This is a genomic window from Mucilaginibacter pankratovii (genome assembly GCF_014773265.1).
Lineage (GTDB): Bacteria > Bacteroidota > Bacteroidia > Sphingobacteriales > Sphingobacteriaceae > Mucilaginibacter > Mucilaginibacter pankratovii.
In genome coordinates this window covers 551,956-572,549 of sequence record NZ_JACWMY010000003.1, presented here as the reverse complement: position 1 = coordinate 572,549, position 20,594 = coordinate 551,956, and the positions used below count along the sequence as shown (strand labels likewise).

Here is a 20,594-nt window from a genome sequence, read left to right as displayed (position 1 = left end):
GGGCTTTATCTCGTTGGTGCTGTAGCCAGGCTTACCGGGACCGCAACCTGCCCTTTGGAAAGGTGATTTTTATTTCGAAGTACCTACAAAATGTTCAATAAATTGCATTATTCGGGTGACCTTTTCGGGACCTCTAATATATTATTGTAATTTGAGCTTAAAATACCTCAACTTAATACTTCTTACGCGCTTTACCTGTCGACTAACATATTCAATGGCAGTTCTTACAAACTGTCCAGGGGAAACTAATTAATCACAGCGATGGTTAAGCTATGATTATGGATTAATGCACCTTTTCAAATTAAATTTTGACTAACGAATATTCTAAATAAAAGTGCCGAAGACGTAATCAGCAAAGGGCAAAAAAATATCTGAAAATTTGGTTTAGATTGTGCTTTCGCAATGCAGATAATCTCACGTTGTACATCTTTATTTCCACCAAAAATAGCTCAATGTAGTTGGAACAGTTTAAAAGATTTCTTATCTTTATATCGTAAGATTTGTGATTAATCTGCATCAAAAAAATGGTTAGTAATTCGGTGCGTAGTACATCGAGGACCATATAAAGTATTGTCAGTCAATGGGGTTTTAGTCGTGTTCGATTTCCCTACGGGTTACCAAAAACAATATCGAAAGATACTAAAGACCTGCAAATCAAATGATTGCAGGTCTTTTTGTTTGCGCCAAAATGCCATTTTATACACCAAATCGCAACAAAAAGAGGCAGATTCGGTGCGTACTTAAATGGAAATATACTACGCGCCGAATTGATCGTCATTATTTGATTATCAACGCATTAAAGCGATTACCATTTTGATATCAGCAGGCTGCAAACTTACTTTTGTTTCACTTTTAAGCTTGTAATTATGAAAAGTAATTTCCATCTGCTTTTTTATCTGAGAAAGCAAAAAAACCACAAAGGCGGGCCTATGGCCGTCTACATGCGTATTACTTTAGACGGTAAACGTGCTGAAATGTCTGCCGGATGTTAATGTGATCCGGCGAAATGGAACAGCCATCGTTCATAGCTTTGGAAGAATGGTCACAATTACTCTTTTATATCGGGTTAGCCGGGGCGTTCCTTTATCGGTAACCTTCAAGATGAAGTGAGTAGTTTGGAGACTACCTACCTCTGGCGCTTTTAACTCTGCAATGACAGACATGTTTTCTGCCGGAGTGACCGCTATTGTATTATGCAACGTTCCCGCTTCCCTGTATTGAAACCACTGAAAACTCAGGGCATCTCCATCAGGGTCATAGGATGCACTGCCGTCAAGACTAAATGCCTCGCCGGATTTTACCGTGAACTGTTCAGGCATATTGAGTTTCACAACCGGTGGGTGATTGGCAGCTTTATAATCCTTATTGCACCAAGCCATTCTTGCCGCAAAATCATTCTGGATTTCTTCTCTCCATCTCCAAATCGTTACATGGTTGTCTTTGTATGTACCGGTGTCTTTTACAATGGCGCTCCCCCATTTGCCCTGCACCCAAGGTGTATATTCGTCTTCGGCATTTGTCCAAAATGGTCTCGTCTCTTCTTCCAGCGGAACAATCCATTTCATCTTGGGGTCAAAGGGTGGTTTGTAAAATTCATAACGTCCGCCCCAACCTCCCCAGTTTGGATGCCCCGGGTTGTTCAGTCCATTAGGAATCAGCGAGAGCCAGGACGGGGTATCACCCTCCATTCCAAAAGACACATCAGGATAGATTGCCCCGAGCGGCCCATGTCCCTGCTGGACATTTCGCATAAGCCAATCATTGCTGACGACTGCGTTGTTGGCGCCGGGAAATACGCGTAAGATGGCTGACCATGTAGCCGCATAATAATTTCCCGGGCTTGCGATGTAGAATAGGTCGGGGAAATTCTTGCGTATCCATGTCCCCGAATTATCCTGGTCCGAAATCGTGTATACTCTGAGCTTGCTTATCAACCTTTTTGCTTCCCCTTCGCTTTTAGTCTCCCTGATTTTCCAGAGTGCTTGCGCCAGTATATTCGGGCCGCCCCAAACAGTCACCCACAAAGGGCGGCTGTCATTCTTTTCAAGCATCTTGATGACCCAGTCCGAACCTTCCGAATCTTTGCCTTTTCCTACGCCTTCCATGCCATAAACCGGAAGGCCTTTTTTTACCAGGCTTAATAATTTTTGCGCTGTCGGAAATCCGGGTTCGTGTTTTAGAAGATTAGGTTGCACCTTCTCATAACTACGAATGACTTTTTCAATGAGTTCTGGGCTAACCTTTTTTGATTGATGAATGGATGTTGAAGCGATGAGCCCTACAATGTCGATTTGATTTGTGTATAGCATTAACCGGACCATCGACATAAAATCATCAGGCTCGTTTCCGATGTCTGTAATGACAATCAGGCGATGTTTGGCAATTGTTTGTCCAGAAGCCGTAATGTGTGTTGCCAGTATAATACTTAATACAACTAGCGCAACTAGCATTAGTCTTGTTTTCATTATTTAACGTGAGTTCGGGATAAGAAAAGTATATATAAAGAAAGCAAAGCGCATGATTTTTTTCTCATAAATAACTGGCAATCAATTTATTAATAAATATCAACGCCTCATGCTCAGAGATAAAATTATAGAAATTTTTGTAAACGTTGATGACTTTTGCAAAGAAATAGCACCAGAACTTGAAAAACAGTTTATCCAAGAATATTCTTTAGGCAAACGAAACAGAAAAGCAGGCTTGTGCAATAGTGAGATCATTACCCTGATGATCGCATTCCATTATAGCCAGTTCACTAACCTGAAATCTTTTTACGTTCATTTTGCACAACCTCATTTAAGGGATTTGTTCCCCGGCCTGGTATCTTATAACCGCTTTGTCGAACTTCAACCTGGTAATAAGTCGTGTTCGATTCCCTTAGGGAATGGTTTTGAGGCCAATACGTTGAAAGGCTACAATACATCTGTTAAACATTTATCCGGCTTTTTAAAAGCTAATCACGGAAAGGCAGACATTGAGGTCAAAAGCCTAAATCATGCATGCATCGTCAATAAGCACGAAAATTTTTAAGATAGCGCATTAATTATTTTCATCGCTAAGGTACTTTTTACCAATACCCAGTTTTTTCATTCGCGAGTTGAGCGTGGATGGATGAAGGCCTAATAATTCTGCCGCTCCGCCCTCTCCGTGTATTTTCCAGTTACAGCGCTCAAGCGTCATTAAAATATGGTCGCGTTCGTTTTCTGTCATGGTTCTGATAGGTGCCTTTTGTACTACCGGGGCCACACCAGCCTGGGCGGGCAACTTTAAAGAATCAATAATTGGCCCGGTGGTAAGTAAAACGCATCTTGCCATCAGATTTTCTAACTCCCTTATGTTGCCCGGCCAGTTATAATTGAGCATACTTTGTATCACATGGTCCGCTACCCCTGTGATTGCTTTATTTTCCTTCCGTGCAAAAATGTTCACAAAATGCTTAGCCAGGGATGCAATGTCTTCCTTGCGTTCGCGTAAAGCAGGCAGGGTGATAGGGAAAACATTCAGGCGGTAATACAAATCCAGCCTAAACCGGCCCTTTGCAATTTCTTCTTCCAGGTTGCGGTTAGTGGCAGCTATAATCCTAACATCTATCTTTCTCTTCTTGCCGCCTACGGGTTCTACTTCTTTTTCCTGCAGAACTCTCAGTAATTTTACCTGTAGTTCAACCGGGAGTTCCCCGATCTCGTCTAAAAATACCGTTCCCTCATTTCCCTGTTCAAACTTCCCGGTCCGCTTATCTGCAGCACCTGTAAAAGAGCCCTTTTCGTGCCCGAACAGTTCCGACTCGATCAGGTTTGCCGGCAGTGCTGCACAATTTATCGGCACGAATGGCTTTGATCTCCTGGACGACATTCTCATCAGGCTCCATACTTAATGTTGCCGGAGGCTCATTCGTGTTCTTTGCTTCAGCTCATCAAGCCGTCTTTGATAGAGGACCCAGGCGAGATTGCTCTTTTAAACGTCATTAACTCTTGGGGGAGGTTAGTGCAAACACAAAGGGTTTCAATAATCAAAATGGTACCGTTGTTATGCAAATGTCATTTAAGAAGAGCATGGAAAGAGCTTATCACCAGCTGTTTAAGGCGTAACTTTTGCTTGCTAGCAAAAGTTACCGGACCAAGGGTGTTCGATAATTTTAAAGTTCCAACAACTTGGTCAAATTAAAATGTTGATACTTGCTGATGGAAGCTCTGTGAGTTATCTATTTATTGTATACAACGTTTAAGCAGAAGTTTGTACCAATGTTTCCCAAATTACGTCATAAACATCTGTGGAGGATAATTTTTGCTGGTCAATTCTATTCCCGGACACTAATACCGCTTTATATTTATCCTCAATATTTACCCGGCCATGAGACCCTTTAATCAGCAAAGCATCGAGCGGAATCACGTCCATTACATAACGGAAGCCTAATTTTTTTCGGAGCAGCTTATAGGCAGCGCGGCCTTTAGATGTCATGAACATTTCGACAGGGTCGTAGCCAGGTTTTTTGTGAATATCTACAACGCGGGCGTAATCAGGTGCAACAGCGTCGTCCAGCCAGAAATAATAAGTGAACCAGCTATCTTTATCGGCCATCACTACAAGATCTCCTGCACGTTCGTGGTCGATATGGTATTTGGCTTGTTCGGCACGATCAAGTACCAGTTCTACTCCTTTAACGGAGCTTATGAGGCTTTTGACCTTTTCTGTAACTGATAAATCATTAATATAAATGTGCGCGACCTGGTGATCAGCGACCGCAAATGCTTTGGAAGCACCGGGATCGAGCAGCTCCAGGCCACGTTCTATCCGTATGCCTAACATACCTTCCTCGCGAAGCAAGCGGTTTAAATGGATCGGGGTACTAACCGGCGCAATTCCATACTCGGATAGCAGGATGATTCTGGCACCCTTACGCTCGTAATAGGCAACCAGATCTTTTACCACCTCATCGATTTTCTTTAACTCCGGTATTATATCAACAGAGTCCGGCCCAAATTTTTGCAAACAGTAATCTAAATGCGGAAGGTAAATCAGAGAAAGTGTCGGATCATACAAGCCATCCGTATACATAGCAGCATCTGCGATCCAGCGCGTCGACTTAATATTCGCACCAGGCCCCCAAAACTGGAACAGTGGAAACTGTCCCAGCTTTTCCTGTAATACATCGCGCAATTTAGCCGGATGCGAGTAGCAATCAGGCATTTTGCGGCCATCAGCCAGATAGTTTGGCCGTGGCGTAACCGAATAATCGGCGTTAGAGTACATGTTGTACCACCAAAACATCATGGATGTGGTAAATGATGGGTCAAGCGTTTTGGCTTTATCCCAAATTTTTTCACCATTTACCAGTTTGTTTGATTGTTTCCAAAACTTCACTTCGCTGTCGGCACGATCATACCAGCCATTGCCAACAATACCATTCTCAGCCGGCCATTTACCTGTTAAATAAGCAGATTGAACGGATGTGGTTACAGCGGGTAATAACGGCTCAATTACGTTTAGGTTATTTTTCGCAATGTAATTTGTCAAGAATGGTGTATGTTCACCTATCACCGAGGTGGATAGGCCAACAATATCTATAACGACGGTTTTATTCATAGCTAAAACGTTTATTGTTTAATCTGGCCGGCCACCCATGCCAATTCCCTACTGATTGAACTTGCAATAGGAATCTTGAGCTCCGGAGGCAATACATTCCAGGTGTAAGTTTCAACCTCCAAATGGTTAGTAAATCTTCGCGTTTCCCAAATGGCCAATATTTCTTTAATATCGCTTTGGGTCGAGCTCAGCAAGCCAAATTGTTCTAAAAATATTGGCACATGAAAATGGGCCCGCCATTCCGCAGCATCCTTACTTAATAATAAAGCGTCAGGCAAATCTGAATAACGCGTCAACCGGCCATCTTTCTCCCGGGCTATAACCTGATGCAAATAGGTGGGTTCGTCAAATTTGGCAAACGAATCCAAAATCGCCTGATTATTTTCTGAGTCGTTATCAAATGAGGCTTTAAGTGCTGCGCTGATCTGGATTTTCCCTGTTTTTATTCCTTTTAATGCAAGTTCTGCCACTACTTCTTCGTGTACTTCATAACCGATAGAAAAGTGGCAAACATCGTAACATAAATTGATGTGGCGCTTAATTATCGTATCAGCATTGCTTTTACCGTCAAAGAAATCTGATCCAAGCGGTAATAGGACTTGTTCATACCAGTCGATAAACTCGCGGCCGGTCTCTAATAAGCCATCCGGCTCTGGTTCGATATCCAGGTGCAGAATTTTACCGCTTTGTTCATAAATTTCGTTTAATTGCTGAGCTATTTTTAGGATTTGCATGGTGGCAGTAATGGTAGCTTTCTTCACTTCATTAGCCCCGGCAAACCAATTCCTATAGCTCAACGGTGAAGTGGAAATTCCCCCGTCCATTCCTTCAGGAAGTAGCTGGGCCAATATCTCAAAAAGACGTTGGGTATAAGCCAACCTTTCACTTGTGGTCCAGTCCGGCGCATGTACCTGATCTTTTACTACAACATCATGAAAGCCGCCATATGGAAAACCATTCATCGTAAAAACATAGGCATCATTTTCTTGCAGCCACTGTTTAAATTGTTGCAAATTATCACCTGATAATATTTCGATGCTGGCCTGGTTTGATAAACGCAAACCAATGCCCATGCTGACGTCAGGCGATACATCTGCCTTAATCTGAGGGAAACTTTGCTGTAGTGCCAAAAAGTGTGCATCCCAGCTTTCTCCCGGATGTATGTTAGTGCAGTAAGTAAGATGTGCGTTTCTAATAAGCATATGTTATTGTAAGTTTTAGTGCGTTGAGGTGGCTAAAATATGCCCGGCTTTTTCAAGTAAACCAGCATCCATCTCATGGGTTTCCTCACCTTTGCCTATAGCGACAAGGAGCATAATGGTCAGCTCTCCGCCAAGGTGTTCGCGAAATTCTTCCAGGCCATCCATTATCGGGCTTGTGCCTTCATTAACCTGCAGCAGCGGATGGGTGACCTCAAAACCTAAAGCCATAAGCAGATCAACTACCCTGCGGCTCGCGGCAGATGATAAACGACCCGACAAGTTAGAATAGACGGTATCTAAAGCGATGCCAAGAGCTACAGCCTCGCCGTGCTTTACGTCAAAATTACTCAGGCACTCTAATTTATGTGCGCTCCAATGTCCAAAATCGAGGGGGCGTGATGAGCCGCTTTCAAAGGGGTCGGCACCGGCAATGTGTTCCATGTGCAGGCTGGCACAGCGCCAGATAAGGTGGTTCATGGCGGCCATATCGCGCCTTGTCAGCAAACCTGCATTCTCTTCTATCCATTTAAAAAAGTCAGCGTCCTTAATGAGAGCAACCTTTATCGCTTCAGATATTCCCGAACGCCATTCGCGGTCTGATAAAGTGGCCAGGAAACGCTCGTCATTAAATACCGCTACCGGTGGAGCGAAAGTTCCAAGAAAATTCTTTTTATTGAAATAATTGATACCGTTCTTTACACCGATACCCGAATCGTTCTGCGACAATACCGTTGTAGGGATCCGAATGAGCTTAATACCGCGATGTGAAACGGCCGCGGCATAACCCACCATATCCAAAACAGAACCACCGCCAATGGCTGCAATATACGAATGACGATCAACCCCGTATGCATTTACGGCTGCCAGAACATGGTCAAAATAGCTGATGTCGTTTTTTACACGCTCACCGCCGGCTACAATAAGTATATGCTCTACAAGTTTTACTTCCTTATTTATGGCAAAATAATTTTTGATATCCTGAATAAGTTGTGGATGCGCATCGGCAACTCCCGAATCAATTATAAAAAAAATCTTCCGGTGGGCGTTACTTTTTACGTTTGACAAAAAGCTGCTCAATAACGTGTTCCCGGGCTCGAACAGGCCTGCAGTAAAAAATACCTGATAGTTAAACTGTACAGTAAAAGACTGTTGTAAATGATGCATAAAAAAATTCGATCGATAAATTAAAAGATCATGTGACGGCGAAGATACGGGCCAACCACAAGGATATGGGTAATAAACAAGCGATTAACAACGCCACATAAATAGTGCTGAAAGTAGCCGCCCAGGCTGCGTCCATTAATATCAGTGATATTACGCCCGCCTTTACCGCTGCACCAATATTTTTTCCGGCTGGGTCTTTAATCGCCTTTATTAACGGCTTAAATATCATCCATAAAAATGGGCATAGAAAAAAAGCTGTTAACCATAATGTGTGATTATAAAAACCAAAATAAGCGATGTTTGCCGCAACTATGCCATAAAGAAGCGCTGCTATATAAAGGTTACGCTTACTTCCGCCATTCACCTCTCCCCGGCTGATCATCGTAATGCAGAAAATATAAATGATCGGTACGATGGCTAAAAAATACCAGATTGGCAGCAGCGGTGGCTTAATACTGATACCTAAAAGAAGGTTAAGTCCGCGGCATATCCCCATATTTAAGGGGCCAAAAATAAAGTGATGCTTACTAAACTTATTATATAATAATGCAAAAAACGCGATAGCCGCAGCCAAAAGCCCGGATACAATACCGCTTAAAAACGCGGCTGTAATACCTAAAAGCAACAGTATAACGCCTAATGTGGCGGCTTGTTTCAGACTAATAATACCACTTGGAATTGCCCGTTCCGGACGCTCTATTTTGTCCAGTTCAGCATCGAAAACATCATTAAAAACGATGCCACCAGCATACAGGCAGGCGGTGGAAAAACTGAGCAATAATATATTTGACAAGTATGCCGGAACAGTTGGCGCAGCCACACGTGTAAAAACCCCGGCTATTGCGATACCGGCCAGTACATCTGCTACGGAAGTAACCATATTGGCCGGGCGCATCATGCGCAGATAATTGATTGTATTGTTCAAAATCTTAACTGATAATAATAGAAGATTTATCTATACGTGGTTGCTGGCCACCCCGTAAAATGCTATTTCCTGCAAATTTGGTGCTCTGGTCGATAGTACTACTGAACTCAGTTTCATCAATTTGCCCGCTTTGCGCGAATGCGGTGATGGCATTACGATAAGTTACCCGTTCAATATCCCCCGTACTTATACCCTGTTGCTGCATTAGCGCTGCAGTTTTAGGTACAGCCAGCGGATCGCTGATTCCCCAATCGGCAGCAGAGTTGATCATGATACGTTCCGAACCGTATTGCTTTACAATCTCCACCATGCGTTGGTTACCCATTTTGGTGAACGGATAAATAGTGAACGCTGCCCAAAAACCCCGGTCAAGGACTTCTTTAACGGTCTCTTCGTTATTATGGTCAACGATCACGCTATATGGGTTTAGGCCGTGCTCAACGGCAATGTCCATACTGCGTTGCGTGCCGCGCTTTTTATCCCGGTGAGGCGTGTGTACCTGCACCGGCAGCCCAGCCTCTTTAGCTAAGTCCAATTGCAATCGGTAATATTTTTCCTCGGCAGCGGTCTGGTCATCAAAACCAATTTCACCTACACCTACCACTCCTTCTTTATAAATAAATAAAGGCAGGATTTCCATAACTTGTTCAGCTAAGGCCTCATTATTGGCTTCACGCGAGTTCAGTCCAATAGTGCAGTAATGTTTGATACCAAATTGCGAGGAACGAAACCGCTCCCATCCAATTAAGCTGCTATAGTAGTCGCGGAAACTATCCAGTCCCGTCCGCGGTTGTCCCAACCAAAATGCAGGTTCTATCAAAGCTACCACTCCGGCATCAGCCATGGCCTGGTAATCGTCGGTTGTGCGCGATGTCATATGCACATGCGGGTCAAAAAACTTCATTCCCTTTATAGCGCTTATATCAAATAACTCCGGTACAACTTCCGGATGGTATTCGTTCTCAACAGATCGGCTACAGCACATATCTTTAAATTTATTCAGTTTAGTTGATAATCTTGTTTCAATTTATCTATTAGCCCCGCCTCGGTAAACTGCTGAGCCAGTTTCCATAATTCCGTTGGTACGGTACGGCCGGCAGCGCCACGTTCACGGGCGTGGTCCAACAGGATTCGAGCGAGCTCGGCGTTATTGCGTTCATATAGTCCAATAATCAAACCAATTTCTTTTTCAGTGAAAATAGCTTTCATCACCAACTGATTCCAGGCATCTGCCGAGAGCTGCTCGCTGGGGTAGGGATTGCGGTACATAATAGCTTCGAGCACATTACCGATATTGCTGCGAATTCCTTCTGCGCAACGCATGGCCCACGACTCTGGATAAGCCAGTAATGGCAGGGCTGAATATAGCGCTACCAACTCATTCATTTCCCCTGCACGAAATAAACTCTCAATCACCTTTAAGTAATGACTTCTATCAATTGCATCAGCTAATGTTAGTAAAAATACCCGGCCGAGGCGGTCGGCTGTCCAGCCCTCAATGTTGAAGTTAGGGCGGATGGTGTTTAGTTGCGTGATTTGTACCGGTGTTACAGATATTGTTAACCTTCCGGTCTTTCGCGGCATCATTACAAAAGCAGCATGGAAGGCAGCAGTATTATTGCTATTTCCTTGCTTCATTAACCACGCTAAAACATCCGGCGAGATATTGTCATGCATAATTAAACCAAGCAATTGTTTTAGCGCATCGATATCGTATGTATACATCTCAGCTATATAGACAAATAATTGACCATTAAAGCCGCGGTGATGATAAGCAGCCCAAAGAATTCGCGTGTTTTTTCAATGTACGGTTTTTCGGCTTGCATGCTTTGTACTAAACTTGGCCTGTTATATTTGGAAATCCAATCGCGGACGCCATCCTGTTGAAAGAAGAGCAACGCAGCATAAATTAGATAAAATACCATCAGCAACAAATAGATGGTTGGGTAGACCATATTTACCACTGCAAGTCCGCAGCATGCGGTCGCACTTAAGTAGATTGGCACCCACAGGTACCAATCAGGGTCGTTAAAATTCAAATAAGCGAATATCAAAAACGATATTACACACAAAATATTAAAGTAAATCAAAGCCTTCGTATTACAAAGGTATAAAAGTAATAAAGTCCATATAAAATTGAACGAGGAATTGTATTTTGACTTTTAATATACATTTGGACAATCAAGTATTAAAAATGCGATAACATGTATTTTAAAAAACATCCCTTTTCAACGGACGATTGTATACGATCACCATATTACAATCACCTAAACCAGCAAGTGTGCTTGCGGTATTGCCAATTATAAGTATTTACCATCGCAATGTTCTCAAAAGCCTCAATTATATAAACTTAAATCTTTTCATTGGTCCGTAATTTTGGAATTCAATTCTCGCAGTTTGAGTTATGGTGAAATTAAAAAAAACCTGCAAAACAGTATAAAACAGTATTTCCTGAATGCACGGTCGCAGGTTGCTACCAGCAGTATGCTATATAAAGCGGGAACTGCGATACGCGAAGCAAACGGCACCATGCCCGGCGGCTCATGCAACGGTTCGCACCTTAGAGAGGGCCTTCAAGCAATCTTCCGGCTATACCGTTAAAGATGTATCGGGCTTAATACGCTTTGACAGGTACGCAACCATTTATGGCATTATCCGGACATCGGCCTGGCCGGCTTAGCTCATGAGTTGGGCTATACCGATCAAGCCCACCTAAGCAGCGGTCGAATGAAATATGTTTCGGCGGGGGCGAAGGAGCAATTCGGCTTGAGCGCGTTAATGATACGCCCCGATGGCATCGTCGCCTGGGTTTCTGAGGGCGGGGCCGATTGCGGCGAACTTGAAAAGGTTGCCGCCCGGTGGTTTGCGCCGAATGATCTATAAATGTTATATAGCAAAAACGAGATCAGCCCTGGCGGGCTGATCTCGTTTTAATCAAATCGGTGAAGTTTATTTTACGCGCAATTCCAATCCTGCAATATCCTCCCACTTGTAGTAGTGTAATGTTTTGTCATCGCTCATTACTACAAACAATCCATGCTTAAAAGTATCATTCAATGGCACATTAACTACGTCTGATCCGTCGCTCTGGCGGGCAGAAACATTGGCTACTTTAAGCAGTTTATGGTTTATTCCTTCGCGACTAAAGATCTGGAAGCGGTTAGCGCCCTGGTCTGATACCAAAATATAACCGGTAGTATCTGTGAGTTTATAAATGGAGATCCCTTCATGGTCGGCATTAAAACCGCTGGTACCAAATATGGCTAGTTGTTTATCGCCTTTTTCCGGGTCGGCATAGTATTGCCTTACGCCTGTTTGCTCATCAGAGTAATAGATGTACCCCAGCTCGTTATCTACGGCTATGGATTCTATCTCCTTTTTACCACTGTATTCGCCAAACTTACGTACGAGGGTGGCTTTCACATTGCCGGTGCCATCATCTCCCAATAAATATTGCCAAATGTAGCCGCCGGTTTTGGGTCCGTTTTTTCTACCCACTACCGCATACATTTTGCCGTCCTTAGCCGTATAAATAGCTATCCCCATCAGGTCGCGATACTCGAAACCCTTTTCGTTGGTAAACATCTCAATGCCACCGTTGTCTACCGGCTTCATATCCGGCAGGGAGAAAATGCGCAGCTTGTGTGTCATCCGTTCGGTAGTAATAGCGATATCGGTTGGCTTGCCGTTCAGCATCAGGCCGTAGGCAAGGTCAACATTATTGGGGCGTTTTAACCCTCTTATTACTTTATCGGCTATTATTTTACCATCCAGATCAAAGACATATAAAGCGCCGTCGGTATTTTTATCGGTACCTATTACCAAACTTTTAGATGGATCCGCCTTATTTACCCATATGGCCGGGTCATCGGTATCGTACTTTACCGGTTGGGTGATCACCGCGGGTTTTATTGCGTTTGTATCGGGGGCTGGTTTGCACGAAACCAAAACAGAAAAACCTAAGCCTAACAGGCAAATAGTATTATAACTATACTTCATTCCCCTTATAATTTAATGCCGTATGCACCTACATAAGCAGCAGGCTCCGGTGACACGTAAGTAATCCCGTTTGCGGTTGTTATACCCGCTTTGTGGTGCCGGGTAAAGGTAGTAATGCCCTTAGCTAATGCCGGGGAATTACCCTGTAAATGAAAATCCCATGCTGTATTAAAATCCGCATTTATAACCGGTGTGTTCAACGGATAGTTAACAAACTTAGGGTCGTTAGCGCCTGCGGCGGTGCCCCTTACATCATTTACACCTGCAACAATATCGTTAGCACCTGGCTGAAATTGGGTGACGGTTGTCTGATCGTATCCATAGTACCAGTTGTTGCTGTATTTAGATCGCGCATCTTCTGGTTTTTTAGGGTCGCGTTTTACGCCAAAGCGGGTGTTGACAAAAAGATTGTTGTAAAGTTCGGCGCGTACCGTAGCCTCTAACCAGATAGAACCACCTTTAGCGGTTGGCCTTCTCCAGCCGGTATTAACCATAGTATTATTGTAAGCAATGATGTAGGCCTGTGGCGTGCGGTCCCCGCTGTTTGATAATTTAAGCGCGTTGGTATTGGTGCTGTAAACCAGGTTATTGGCAACATCGGCTAAACAGCCCGATTTAAAGTTCATCGCTTCGCCGCCTGTTACGCCCGTGGTGTAAAATACGTTGTTAGCAAAAATGATCTTACCACCCTCTATATAGGTACAATCCTCCTGAAAATTGCGAACAATACTGTTCTGCACAACCAGTTTACCATTTACGTTAGAGAACCATAGGGCAGGCAGGTTTTCGCCTGCTACTGCTTTGTATAAACCCATTTTAACCGATGTAGATGCATCTGAAGTTGTTGCGCCGCCATATTCCAAAATGGTATGGTCCAGCACTAATTCGGCACAGGTTGGGCCTGCTAAAATGCCGCCCCAAAGCTTACCAAATTTATTTTCGGCAGTGCGGTAAGCATCGCTCACGGTAAACTTAACCGGGTTCTCTACCGTACCCAAGGCGTATAAGTTGCCTTTTACTACTATCTCGGGCTTGGCGGTTACATCCATCAGCACGGTTACGCCCTCTTCAATGGTAAGGGTTTTACCTTCGGGGATAATAATATCACCCTTAATTTCGTGTACGCTGCCTTTTGCCCAAACGCCCGATACTTCGCCTATTGCCGAACCACTTGTTGGCGTGGTATCTACATCTATATTCGCTTTTTCGCAGCCGCTAAATACTACTGCTGTCAGCGCTATTGCTGCAATAATTTGTTTGAATTTCATTATATCTCTTTTTAAATATCGTTTTTACAGATTAATTGAATTTGTAGCGCAGGCCTAATAAATATGTTTGGCCGTACAGGTCGTTACGTATAAGGGTACCGCCATTTGTACTTAGGTTTTCTTTCAGCTTGTCGTTCTCGGGGTTAGTGCCCTTAATAAACAGCTTGGTTGGCGTATTAAGAATGTTATTTGCTTTGGCAAATACGCTGATACCGCCTTTAAACCTTTTTTCGGCTGATGCATCCATCTGCACAAAGCCCGTCTGCCACAGATCATTATTTACAAACTGTGATACGGTGTTGATACGCGAACCGGTATATGCACCCGCTATTTGTAAATCCCAGCCTTTTTTGGTGTCTTTATAAAGCAGGGAGATGTTACCGATATGCTCCGACTGGCCATACAACGGCCTGGTCTGATCCACCGTTATGGTTTCGATATTGCCGGTGGTGCTATTGATCTGGCGTTTATTTTTGGTAGTAGTAATGCGCGAGTGGGTGTAGGTATAGTTGGCCTTAATACCAATCTTGTTAAAAAACTTAATGTAATCTACCTCTGCACCAAAGTTATTGGCCGTACCAAAATTGCCGGGGGTGTAGTAGGTATCCTGCGGACGCGTACCATTTGCCTGGAAGGTGAACTCGATAGGGTCTTTTATGCGTTTGTAAAAAGCACCAACCAATAACTGCTCAGATGCACCCGGGAATAATTCGTAACGCAGATCGTAGTTATCAGCTTTGGCGCGCTTCAAATCGGGGTTACCTGCTTCGTTATAATCTTCGTTAATAGTTCCGCCGGGCACCAGTTCATAAAAGCCGGGGCGGTTAATGGCTTTGTAGTACGATGCATGTAACTGGGCTTTATCGCTTAAATGGTATTTAGCTGTTAAGCTTGGTAACACATCCGTGTAAATTTGGTTACCGGTAGGGCGCGATTCGCCTTGCGCAAACAGCATCCGGTAGCCCTGGTCGGTATGTTCTACACGGGCACCACCAACTAATTCTAACGATTTACCGGTGTATTTAAACATACCGTAACCCGCTGTGGTTTTTTCAGATGCATCGTAAGTTAAAGAGTTGGCTACGCCACCTGTAGGGTTACTCACCACAAGGGCCAGATCGGTGTAGTTTTGAAAATCTACCCCGTACTGCAAACCCGCATTGGCTGCCGATGGCGCAAGGGTGTAGTTGTTGTAAAAGCTGCTGCGTTGCTTATCGCGGTACAAACCACCGGCCATTAGGTCCAGCTTGTTTTCGCCTGTTTTTAAGCTGTACGTAAGGTCTAAATAACCTGCTTTATCATCATCGGTGTTACGTTCCCAGCGGCTTTCTACCGGGGAAGTGTTTACCAATGAAGTACGTTTTTCCTGGAAGTTCTGGCGCAGGCCATTCAACTCTATATTGGTATTTTGAGGCACATCGTTTTTAGCGGATGAATATACTGCCGACCACTGCACCTTAAATTTCTCGTTGAAGAATTTATGATCGCCATGCAGCGTGCTGTTGTATATCTGCTGCTCGGTTAAGCGGCTGCGGGTATTATAAGTAAGTTCTGCATTGCCTGCGTCAGGGTTGTACACTCCATTGTAGTTGGTGGTAACCGCATCGCGTACCTGCTGGTTTTTGAGATTTACATATACATTGTACAGGCTTATCTTGTTATTATTGTTAAACACATAATCAAGCTTGCCATGTAAGCCAAGGCGTTTCTGCTGCTCCGAAAACTCGCGGTAGCTTTTGCTGGTGATAACGCTGTACTCATCGGTACCGTTAATAGATGCGTTATACAAGGTGCTGTTGCTGCCGCGATAAGTGTTTTGGTAGCTACCGGCTAAAATAAGGCCCAGTTTGCTATCTAAAAACCGCTGACCGATGGATAAGCTGCCTAACATGTTTGGCGCCGGCCTTTTGGTAGTGTAATCAAGCACACCTTTAGAAAAATCGGCCTGGGTAGCGCTGTAAGTGCGGCCATTTATTTCGTACGGCGATTTATGATTGATGCCCGATGCATCGAAGCTTGTAAACTTACGATCGAAAAACAGCTGGCTGTAACCGGTAGCAATGTTGGCATTCACCTGGAAATGATCGGGTGCGTTCTTCATCACCATATTAACCGCGCCGCCAATTGCATCACCCTCTAAGTTGGGCGTAAGTGTTTTGTAAACCTCTAAACGATCCAACAGATCGGAAGGGAAAAGATCAAGCGGCACATAACGGTATTTGTTATCCGGGCTTGGGATTTTTACGCCATTTACCAGGGTGTAGTTATAACGTTTATCCATACCACGCAGAATAGCATACTGGCCATCGCCGTTGCTGTTACGCTCGATAGATACACCCGATACACGCTGCATTACGTTGGCTACGGTCAGATCGGGAGATACCTCTATAGCCTTGCCCGATACGATATTCATTACCTGAGTAGCATTTTGCTCTATCCGGCGGGCATCGCGGTCGTTCGATCCGCTTGCTGTGGCGCGTATTACCACCTCGTTAAGATCTTTGCCTGCAGTCTCCATATAGATCTTAATATGGGGATTGTCTTTCTCGAGGATCAAAATTTCCTTTACCACGGTTTTGTAAGTGATATAAGTGATCCGGATAGTTGCGGCTCCTGCGGGTACGTCCTTTATTTCAAACGACCCATCCAGCCCGGTACTGGTGGCTTTGCCTGTTTTCTCCAAAACAACGGTAGCGCCTACAAGTGCTTCGCCCGATTGCTTATCATAAACATGGCCTTTAATTTTTGCGGCGCTGGCTATTGTAGCACAAAATAGCAGCGGTAACAGGATCTGTAAAATTTTATTCATTGCTGTGTGATAACGTTCATACTTTTTGATGACGCTGCAAAGGTGAGTTACAGAAAAACACAAATGAAACTTTGAGGGTTACACAAAGGCAACACCGTTACATGTAGCGTATATCAAAAAGCAACTTAAATATATAATACAATGATTTACAAATATTTATATCAAATAAAAACCGCCGTTATCATTTTATTACCGTTACATTAAGATAATGTTAACTCGTTCTTTTGGCGAAAAAAAGCTCCTTAAACAGGCCTGATGTAACGCTATCAGAGGGATTGTATAAAAGCGGTTAGGTTATCGCCTTGTGGCATATTGAGCTTTTTGCGCAACCTGTAGCGCGAAACGCGGAGACTATCGGTGGAGATATTAAGCAATGTAGCGATATCTGCGGAATCGAGATTGATGCGAAGCAATGCTATAAGCCGCATATCTGCGGATGTTAACTCGTTGCTATGCTTTTTTATATTATCAAAAAACTGCTGATGCACCTGCTCGAAGGCCGTGGTAAATTCTTTCCAGTGCTGTTCGTGATTAAAGCTTTCGTTTATCTGCAGGATGATTTGCTGCATTTGTTTCTTTTGATCGCGCTTATCCTCTTTTACCATCGCCTGTAAAGTGCTCCTGAGTTGCTCTAACAGCTGGTTGTTCTTTATTAAATTTAAAGTATGGGCAGATAGCTCCCTGCTTTTTACATCCAGTTGCTGTTTTAGGCTTTCCTCTTCCAGTTGCTGGTTTTTCAATTGCAATTGCATCAGGTGATGCTCCGCCTCACTTTGCCTGGCCAGGGCGCGCTGGTCTTTTATTTTAAGCCGCTGGCGGCTGAATATAACGATGGCTAAAACAATCAACAGCAGAACAACAACCACCACTGCCGCGGTTATGATCCGGTTGATCTTGCGGATATTGTTAAGGCGGTTTATTTCGTCGCTCTTTTTATTGATATCATAAAGCACCTGCAGAAATGCCGTTTGGTTAACCCCATCTTTTGAATAAACCTCCAAAGAGTACTTGCGACTCAACTCGGCGTAATAGTATGCGCTATCCATACGGTTCATTAGTTCGTAGGCTTTACCCAGATCTTTACTGCAAGCTGCCAGTTGGTATCCGTTACCCGTTTGCCGGGCAAGCTCCATAGCCTTGCGCGATTGCGTAATGCTTTCGGCATACTTACCCGTTTTACGCAGAATATCTCCCAGGTTATTAAGCACCTCTATGCTCGCAATCTCATTTCGCTCTTCCTTATAAAGTTGCAGCGAATGGTTAAAGCTGGTGTATGCCGAGTCGTATTTAGTTAAATCCTCATATATACTGCCCAGGTTCTCATAAATTTTGGCAGCCCCTTGCTTGTAATTAGCGCGCGTATAACTATCCAATGCCAAATGCTGGTAGTAAAAGGCACTATCATACTGTTTGCTTTTTTCGTACAGGTGCCCAATGTTGCCGAATATCTCTGCTTTACCTTTTTGATTATCGGTTTGATTGTAAATAAGCAAGGCCTTGTTATACATCTCGCGCGATTTGGCTGGCTGTTTATTATAATAATACAGCACGCCCATTTCGCCGTAATTCTGGGCGAGTAAACTTTTGTCATTTACTGCTGATAACACCTTATCTGCATGCAGATAAAATTCGAGTGCCTGGGCATAGTGCCCCTGGTTATAGCAGATCTGCCCCATTTGCTTCAGGCAAATTCCGGCGGTAACGGCATCGTTATTATCAACCGCCTGTCCATGCCTTTTCTTCAGTATAACCAATGCCTGGTCGGGATGCTTTTGGCTGGTGGATGGCAGATCGGAAAGCACGGGAGTTTGTGCATGTGCGCATATGGCCGACAGTAACAAAAGCTTCGTTAAAACTACCAGGCCAACCTTTTTAATCATGCGCATTCTCATTGTGTCAATTCAATCAAATTAAGCGCTTTAATATTAAGTTAATGTTAAATGACTAACAATGTGTTAATACCCAATCTGTATATTTTAGCATTTTCACAGGCTTATTCAGTGGTGATTCGTTTAAAATCACGCGTGTTCGGGCTTGTTCGGGCTGTTCGCGCCCTATGTCGAACGCGAACAAGCCTAAAAAGCGATTGAAATTATTACCAAAATCCGTACTGTTAGTGGTTCTGTTTTAAAAAGGGACTTCCCTGGCGATAAGATAATAATTGCTTAACCCAGGCAACTTTTTTATAATTTAGCTTAGCCACAAAATAATCTTGTATGATTTCTTTTTCCAAAATATTTAAGCTCGTTATACTGTCTTTATGTATATCAACCATTACCTATGCGCAGCAAAAGGTAAAAAAAGCCTTGTTTGTAATTGTTGACGGCATCCCCGCCGATGTAATTGAAAAAACGAGCACCCCTAATCTTAAGCTGATAGCTACACAAGGAAAATATATGAGGGCACACGTGGGCGGCGAAAAGGGAGGTTATAGCCAAACGCCAACTATTTCGGCCGTAGGGTATAATAGCCTGCTTACTGGTACCTGGGTTAACAAGCACAATGTTTGGGATAACGATATTAAAGCCCCCAACTACAGTTATCCTACAATATTCCGATTGTTTAAGGATCAGTACCCCAACAAAAAAATAGCAGTATACTCCAGCTGGCTGGATAACCGCACCAAACTGGTTGGAGATGGCCTGGCCGCCACAAATAACATAAAAGTAGACTATCATGCCGATGGGTTTGAGCTCGACACCATTAACTTTAAGCATGATAAGGAAAGCGCCTATATGCACCGCATTGATGAAAAGGTTGTGGCCGAAGCGGCCAAAGGCATTAAAGTAACGGCACCGGACCTTTCCTGGGTATACCTGGAATACACCGATGACATGGGGCACCGGTATGGCGATAGTCCGCAGTATTATAGTGCCATCGAAATGATGGATAAGCAGATGGGGAAACTATGGGAAGCCATACAATACCGCCAGCAAAAATTTAACGAGGAGTGGCTCATATTCATTACTACAGATCATGGGCGTAATGAGGCGAGTGGCCGCGATCACGGCGGGCAATCTACAAGGCAACGCTCTACCTGGATGGTTACCAATGCCAAAGGACTAAATAGCTACCAAAAGTATTATTACCCCGGCATTGTAGATATTATGCCAACCATTGCCCGCTTCATGAACATCAGCATCCCGGCAAATTATAGCCGCGAAATTGACGGCACACCGCTTACCGGCCTGGTATCGATAGCTGTGCCAACCGCTAATCTGGTACAAGGCAATATTGATGTAAGCTGGAAAGCCCTGGGCAAAGGCGAAAAAGTAAAGATCTGGGTAAGCAATACCAATAATTTTAAAGAGGGTAAGCCCGATACTTACAAATTACTGGCCGAAGTACCCGCAGAGCAGGAACACGCGCTGATTTCTGTTAAAGATATGCCATCAGGGTTTTACAAAGTGGTTATTGAAGGGAAGAACAATACGGTAAATGCCTGGGTGATAACGGACGTGAAGAAATAAAATATAATCGCCCCGAAAGTAATAGCCCGTATGCTTATTGATAGGCATACGGGCTATTTTGTTTTGGAGTATTTCGGCTAAAGCCTTTGATGGCCTGCGTGTTCCGTCGGTTAAAACCGACGGCAATGAAGGTGTGGCTTATGTCTAATTTGCAGTTCTGTCGCGTTAGCGACT

Annotated in this window: 16 protein-coding genes and 1 pseudogene; 4 read left to right on the top strand and 13 right to left on the bottom strand. The window is 43.8% G+C overall.

All coding sequences use genetic code 11. The features are described 5' to 3' along the window. Positions 1 to 866 precede the first annotated feature (866 nt). The gene (locus IDJ77_RS28015) at positions 867 to 992 is read left to right on the top strand and encodes an Arm DNA-binding domain-containing protein (RefSeq protein WP_394368029.1); all 126 of its coding nucleotides are present in this window, start codon (positions 867 to 869) and stop codon (positions 990 to 992) included. A gap of 30 nt (positions 993 to 1,022) precedes the next feature. On the opposite strand, the gene IDJ77_RS08240 is transcribed toward IDJ77_RS28015, so the two are convergent. After that, positions 1,023 to 2,465, bottom strand: coding sequence for a DUF1593 domain-containing protein (locus tag IDJ77_RS08240; protein WP_191188461.1), 1,443 nt, complete (start codon positions 2,463 to 2,465; stop codon positions 1,023 to 1,025). A gap of 109 nt (positions 2,466 to 2,574) precedes the next feature. On the opposite strand from IDJ77_RS08240, the pseudogene IDJ77_RS28085 reads away from it, so the two are divergent. Then, a pseudogene (locus IDJ77_RS28085) lies at positions 2,575 to 2,853 on the top strand (IS982 family transposase); the annotation flags it as partial. A 186-nt stretch (positions 2,854 to 3,039) separates the two neighbouring features. Here IDJ77_RS28085 and IDJ77_RS08230 read toward each other — a convergent pair. The 8 genes from IDJ77_RS08230 to IDJ77_RS08195 form a co-directional block, all read right to left on the bottom strand. Further along, positions 3,040 to 3,852 (bottom strand): sigma-54 interaction domain-containing protein, encoded by an 813-nt coding sequence (locus IDJ77_RS08230; protein ID WP_224751017.1) that lies wholly within the window; start codon positions 3,850 to 3,852, stop codon positions 3,040 to 3,042. A 369-nt stretch (positions 3,853 to 4,221) separates the two neighbouring features. Next, positions 4,222 to 5,583 (bottom strand): alkaline phosphatase family protein, encoded by a 1,362-nt coding sequence (locus IDJ77_RS08225; RefSeq protein ID WP_191188458.1) that lies wholly within the window; start codon positions 5,581 to 5,583, stop codon positions 4,222 to 4,224. Positions 5,584 to 5,594: 11 nt separating this feature from the next. Further along, positions 5,595 to 6,785 (bottom strand): metabolite traffic protein EboE, encoded by a 1,191-nt coding sequence (gene eboE / locus IDJ77_RS08220; RefSeq protein WP_191188457.1) that lies wholly within the window; start codon positions 6,783 to 6,785, stop codon positions 5,595 to 5,597. Positions 6,786 to 6,800: 15 nt separating this feature from the next. After that, positions 6,801 to 7,949, bottom strand: coding sequence for a 3-dehydroquinate synthase (locus IDJ77_RS08215; RefSeq protein ID WP_191188456.1), 1,149 nt, complete (start codon positions 7,947 to 7,949; stop codon positions 6,801 to 6,803). 28 nt (positions 7,950 to 7,977) lie between these two features. Continuing rightward, complete coding sequence (gene eboC, locus IDJ77_RS08210) at positions 7,978 to 8,844, bottom strand: UbiA-like protein EboC (protein ID WP_191188504.1); 867 nt, start codon at positions 8,842 to 8,844, stop codon at positions 7,978 to 7,980. A gap of 34 nt (positions 8,845 to 8,878) precedes the next feature. Continuing rightward, a complete protein-coding gene (locus IDJ77_RS08205; RefSeq protein WP_191188455.1) occupies positions 8,879 to 9,859 on the bottom strand; it encodes a TatD family hydrolase in 981 nt (326 codons plus the stop codon). Positions 9,860 to 9,873: 14 nt separating this feature from the next. Continuing rightward, the gene (locus IDJ77_RS08200; protein WP_191188454.1) at positions 9,874 to 10,599 is read right to left on the bottom strand and encodes an EboA domain-containing protein; all 726 of its coding nucleotides are present in this window, start codon (positions 10,597 to 10,599) and stop codon (positions 9,874 to 9,876) included. 5 nt (positions 10,600 to 10,604) lie between these two features. Continuing rightward, entirely contained in the window at positions 10,605 to 10,928 is a 324-nt protein-coding gene (locus tag IDJ77_RS08195; protein WP_224751005.1) for a transmembrane 220 family protein, read from the bottom strand. Between the two features lie 634 nt (positions 10,929 to 11,562). Here IDJ77_RS08195 and IDJ77_RS08190 point away from each other — a divergent pair. After that, positions 11,563 to 11,757 carry an aromatic-ring hydroxylase C-terminal domain-containing protein gene (locus tag IDJ77_RS08190; RefSeq protein WP_394368028.1) on the top strand — a complete coding sequence of 65 codons (195 nt, stop codon included), beginning with the start codon at positions 11,563 to 11,565 and terminating at the stop codon, positions 11,755 to 11,757. A 66-nt stretch (positions 11,758 to 11,823) separates the two neighbouring features. Here the strand turns inward: IDJ77_RS08190 and IDJ77_RS08185 are convergent, their stop codons facing one another. From IDJ77_RS08185 to IDJ77_RS08170, 4 genes are all read right to left on the bottom strand, one after another. Beyond that, positions 11,824 to 12,873: a phytase gene (locus IDJ77_RS08185; protein WP_191188451.1), complete on the bottom strand. Its 1,050-nt coding sequence runs from the start codon at positions 12,871 to 12,873 to the stop codon at positions 11,824 to 11,826. Between the two features lie 5 nt (positions 12,874 to 12,878). Then, positions 12,879 to 14,141 (bottom strand): right-handed parallel beta-helix repeat-containing protein, encoded by a 1,263-nt coding sequence (locus IDJ77_RS08180; RefSeq protein ID WP_191188450.1) that lies wholly within the window; start codon positions 14,139 to 14,141, stop codon positions 12,879 to 12,881. Between the two features lie 31 nt (positions 14,142 to 14,172). Continuing rightward, the gene (locus tag IDJ77_RS08175; protein ID WP_191188449.1) at positions 14,173 to 16,950 is read right to left on the bottom strand and encodes a TonB-dependent receptor; all 2,778 of its coding nucleotides are present in this window, start codon (positions 16,948 to 16,950) and stop codon (positions 14,173 to 14,175) included. 266 nt (positions 16,951 to 17,216) lie between these two features. Continuing rightward, entirely contained in the window at positions 17,217 to 18,836 is a 1,620-nt protein-coding gene (locus IDJ77_RS08170; RefSeq protein WP_224751004.1) for a tetratricopeptide repeat protein, read from the bottom strand. A 330-nt stretch (positions 18,837 to 19,166) separates the two neighbouring features. On the opposite strand from IDJ77_RS08170, the gene IDJ77_RS08165 reads away from it, so the two are divergent. Further along, positions 19,167 to 20,420, top strand: a complete 1,254-nt coding sequence (locus IDJ77_RS08165) for an alkaline phosphatase family protein (protein ID WP_191188448.1) — start codon at positions 19,167 to 19,169, stop codon at positions 20,418 to 20,420. The last annotated feature ends 174 nt before the right edge of the window (positions 20,421 to 20,594 follow it).

Bases quoted from the DNA above. Each gene is read 5' to 3' on its own strand.
- IDJ77_RS08165 (WP_191188448.1), top strand. From the start codon at position 19,167: ATGATTTCTTTTTCCAAAATATTTAAGCTCGTTATACTGTCTTTATGT.
- IDJ77_RS08225 (WP_191188458.1), bottom strand. From the start codon at position 5,583: ATGAATAAAACCGTCGTTATAGATATTGTTGGCCTATCCACCTCGGTG.
- IDJ77_RS08200 (WP_191188454.1), bottom strand. From the start codon at position 10,599: ATGTATACATACGATATCGATGCGCTAAAACAATTGCTTGGTTTAATT.
- eboE (WP_191188457.1), bottom strand. From the start codon at position 6,785: ATGCTTATTAGAAACGCACATCTTACTTACTGCACTAACATACATCCG.
- IDJ77_RS08205 (WP_191188455.1), bottom strand. From the start codon at position 9,859: ATGTGCTGTAGCCGATCTGTTGAGAACGAATACCATCCGGAAGTTGTA.
- eboC (WP_191188504.1), bottom strand. From the start codon at position 8,844: ATGCGCCCGGCCAATATGGTTACTTCCGTAGCAGATGTACTGGCCGGT.
- IDJ77_RS08180 (WP_191188450.1), bottom strand. From the start codon at position 14,141: ATGAAATTCAAACAAATTATTGCAGCAATAGCGCTGACAGCAGTAGTA.
- IDJ77_RS08185 (WP_191188451.1), bottom strand. From the start codon at position 12,873: ATGAAGTATAGTTATAATACTATTTGCCTGTTAGGCTTAGGTTTTTCT.
- IDJ77_RS08230 (WP_224751017.1), bottom strand. From the start codon at position 3,852: ATGTCGTCCAGGAGATCAAAGCCATTCGTGCCGATAAATTGTGCAGCA.
- IDJ77_RS08175 (WP_191188449.1), bottom strand. From the start codon at position 16,950: ATGAATAAAATTTTACAGATCCTGTTACCGCTGCTATTTTGTGCTACA.
- IDJ77_RS28015 (WP_394368029.1), top strand. From the start codon at position 867: ATGAAAAGTAATTTCCATCTGCTTTTTTATCTGAGAAAGCAAAAAAAC.
- IDJ77_RS08170 (WP_224751004.1), bottom strand. From the start codon at position 18,836: ATGCGCATGATTAAAAAGGTTGGCCTGGTAGTTTTAACGAAGCTTTTG.
- IDJ77_RS08240 (WP_191188461.1), bottom strand. From the start codon at position 2,465: ATGAAAACAAGACTAATGCTAGTTGCGCTAGTTGTATTAAGTATTATA.
- IDJ77_RS08215 (WP_191188456.1), bottom strand. From the start codon at position 7,949: ATGCATCATTTACAACAGTCTTTTACTGTACAGTTTAACTATCAGGTA.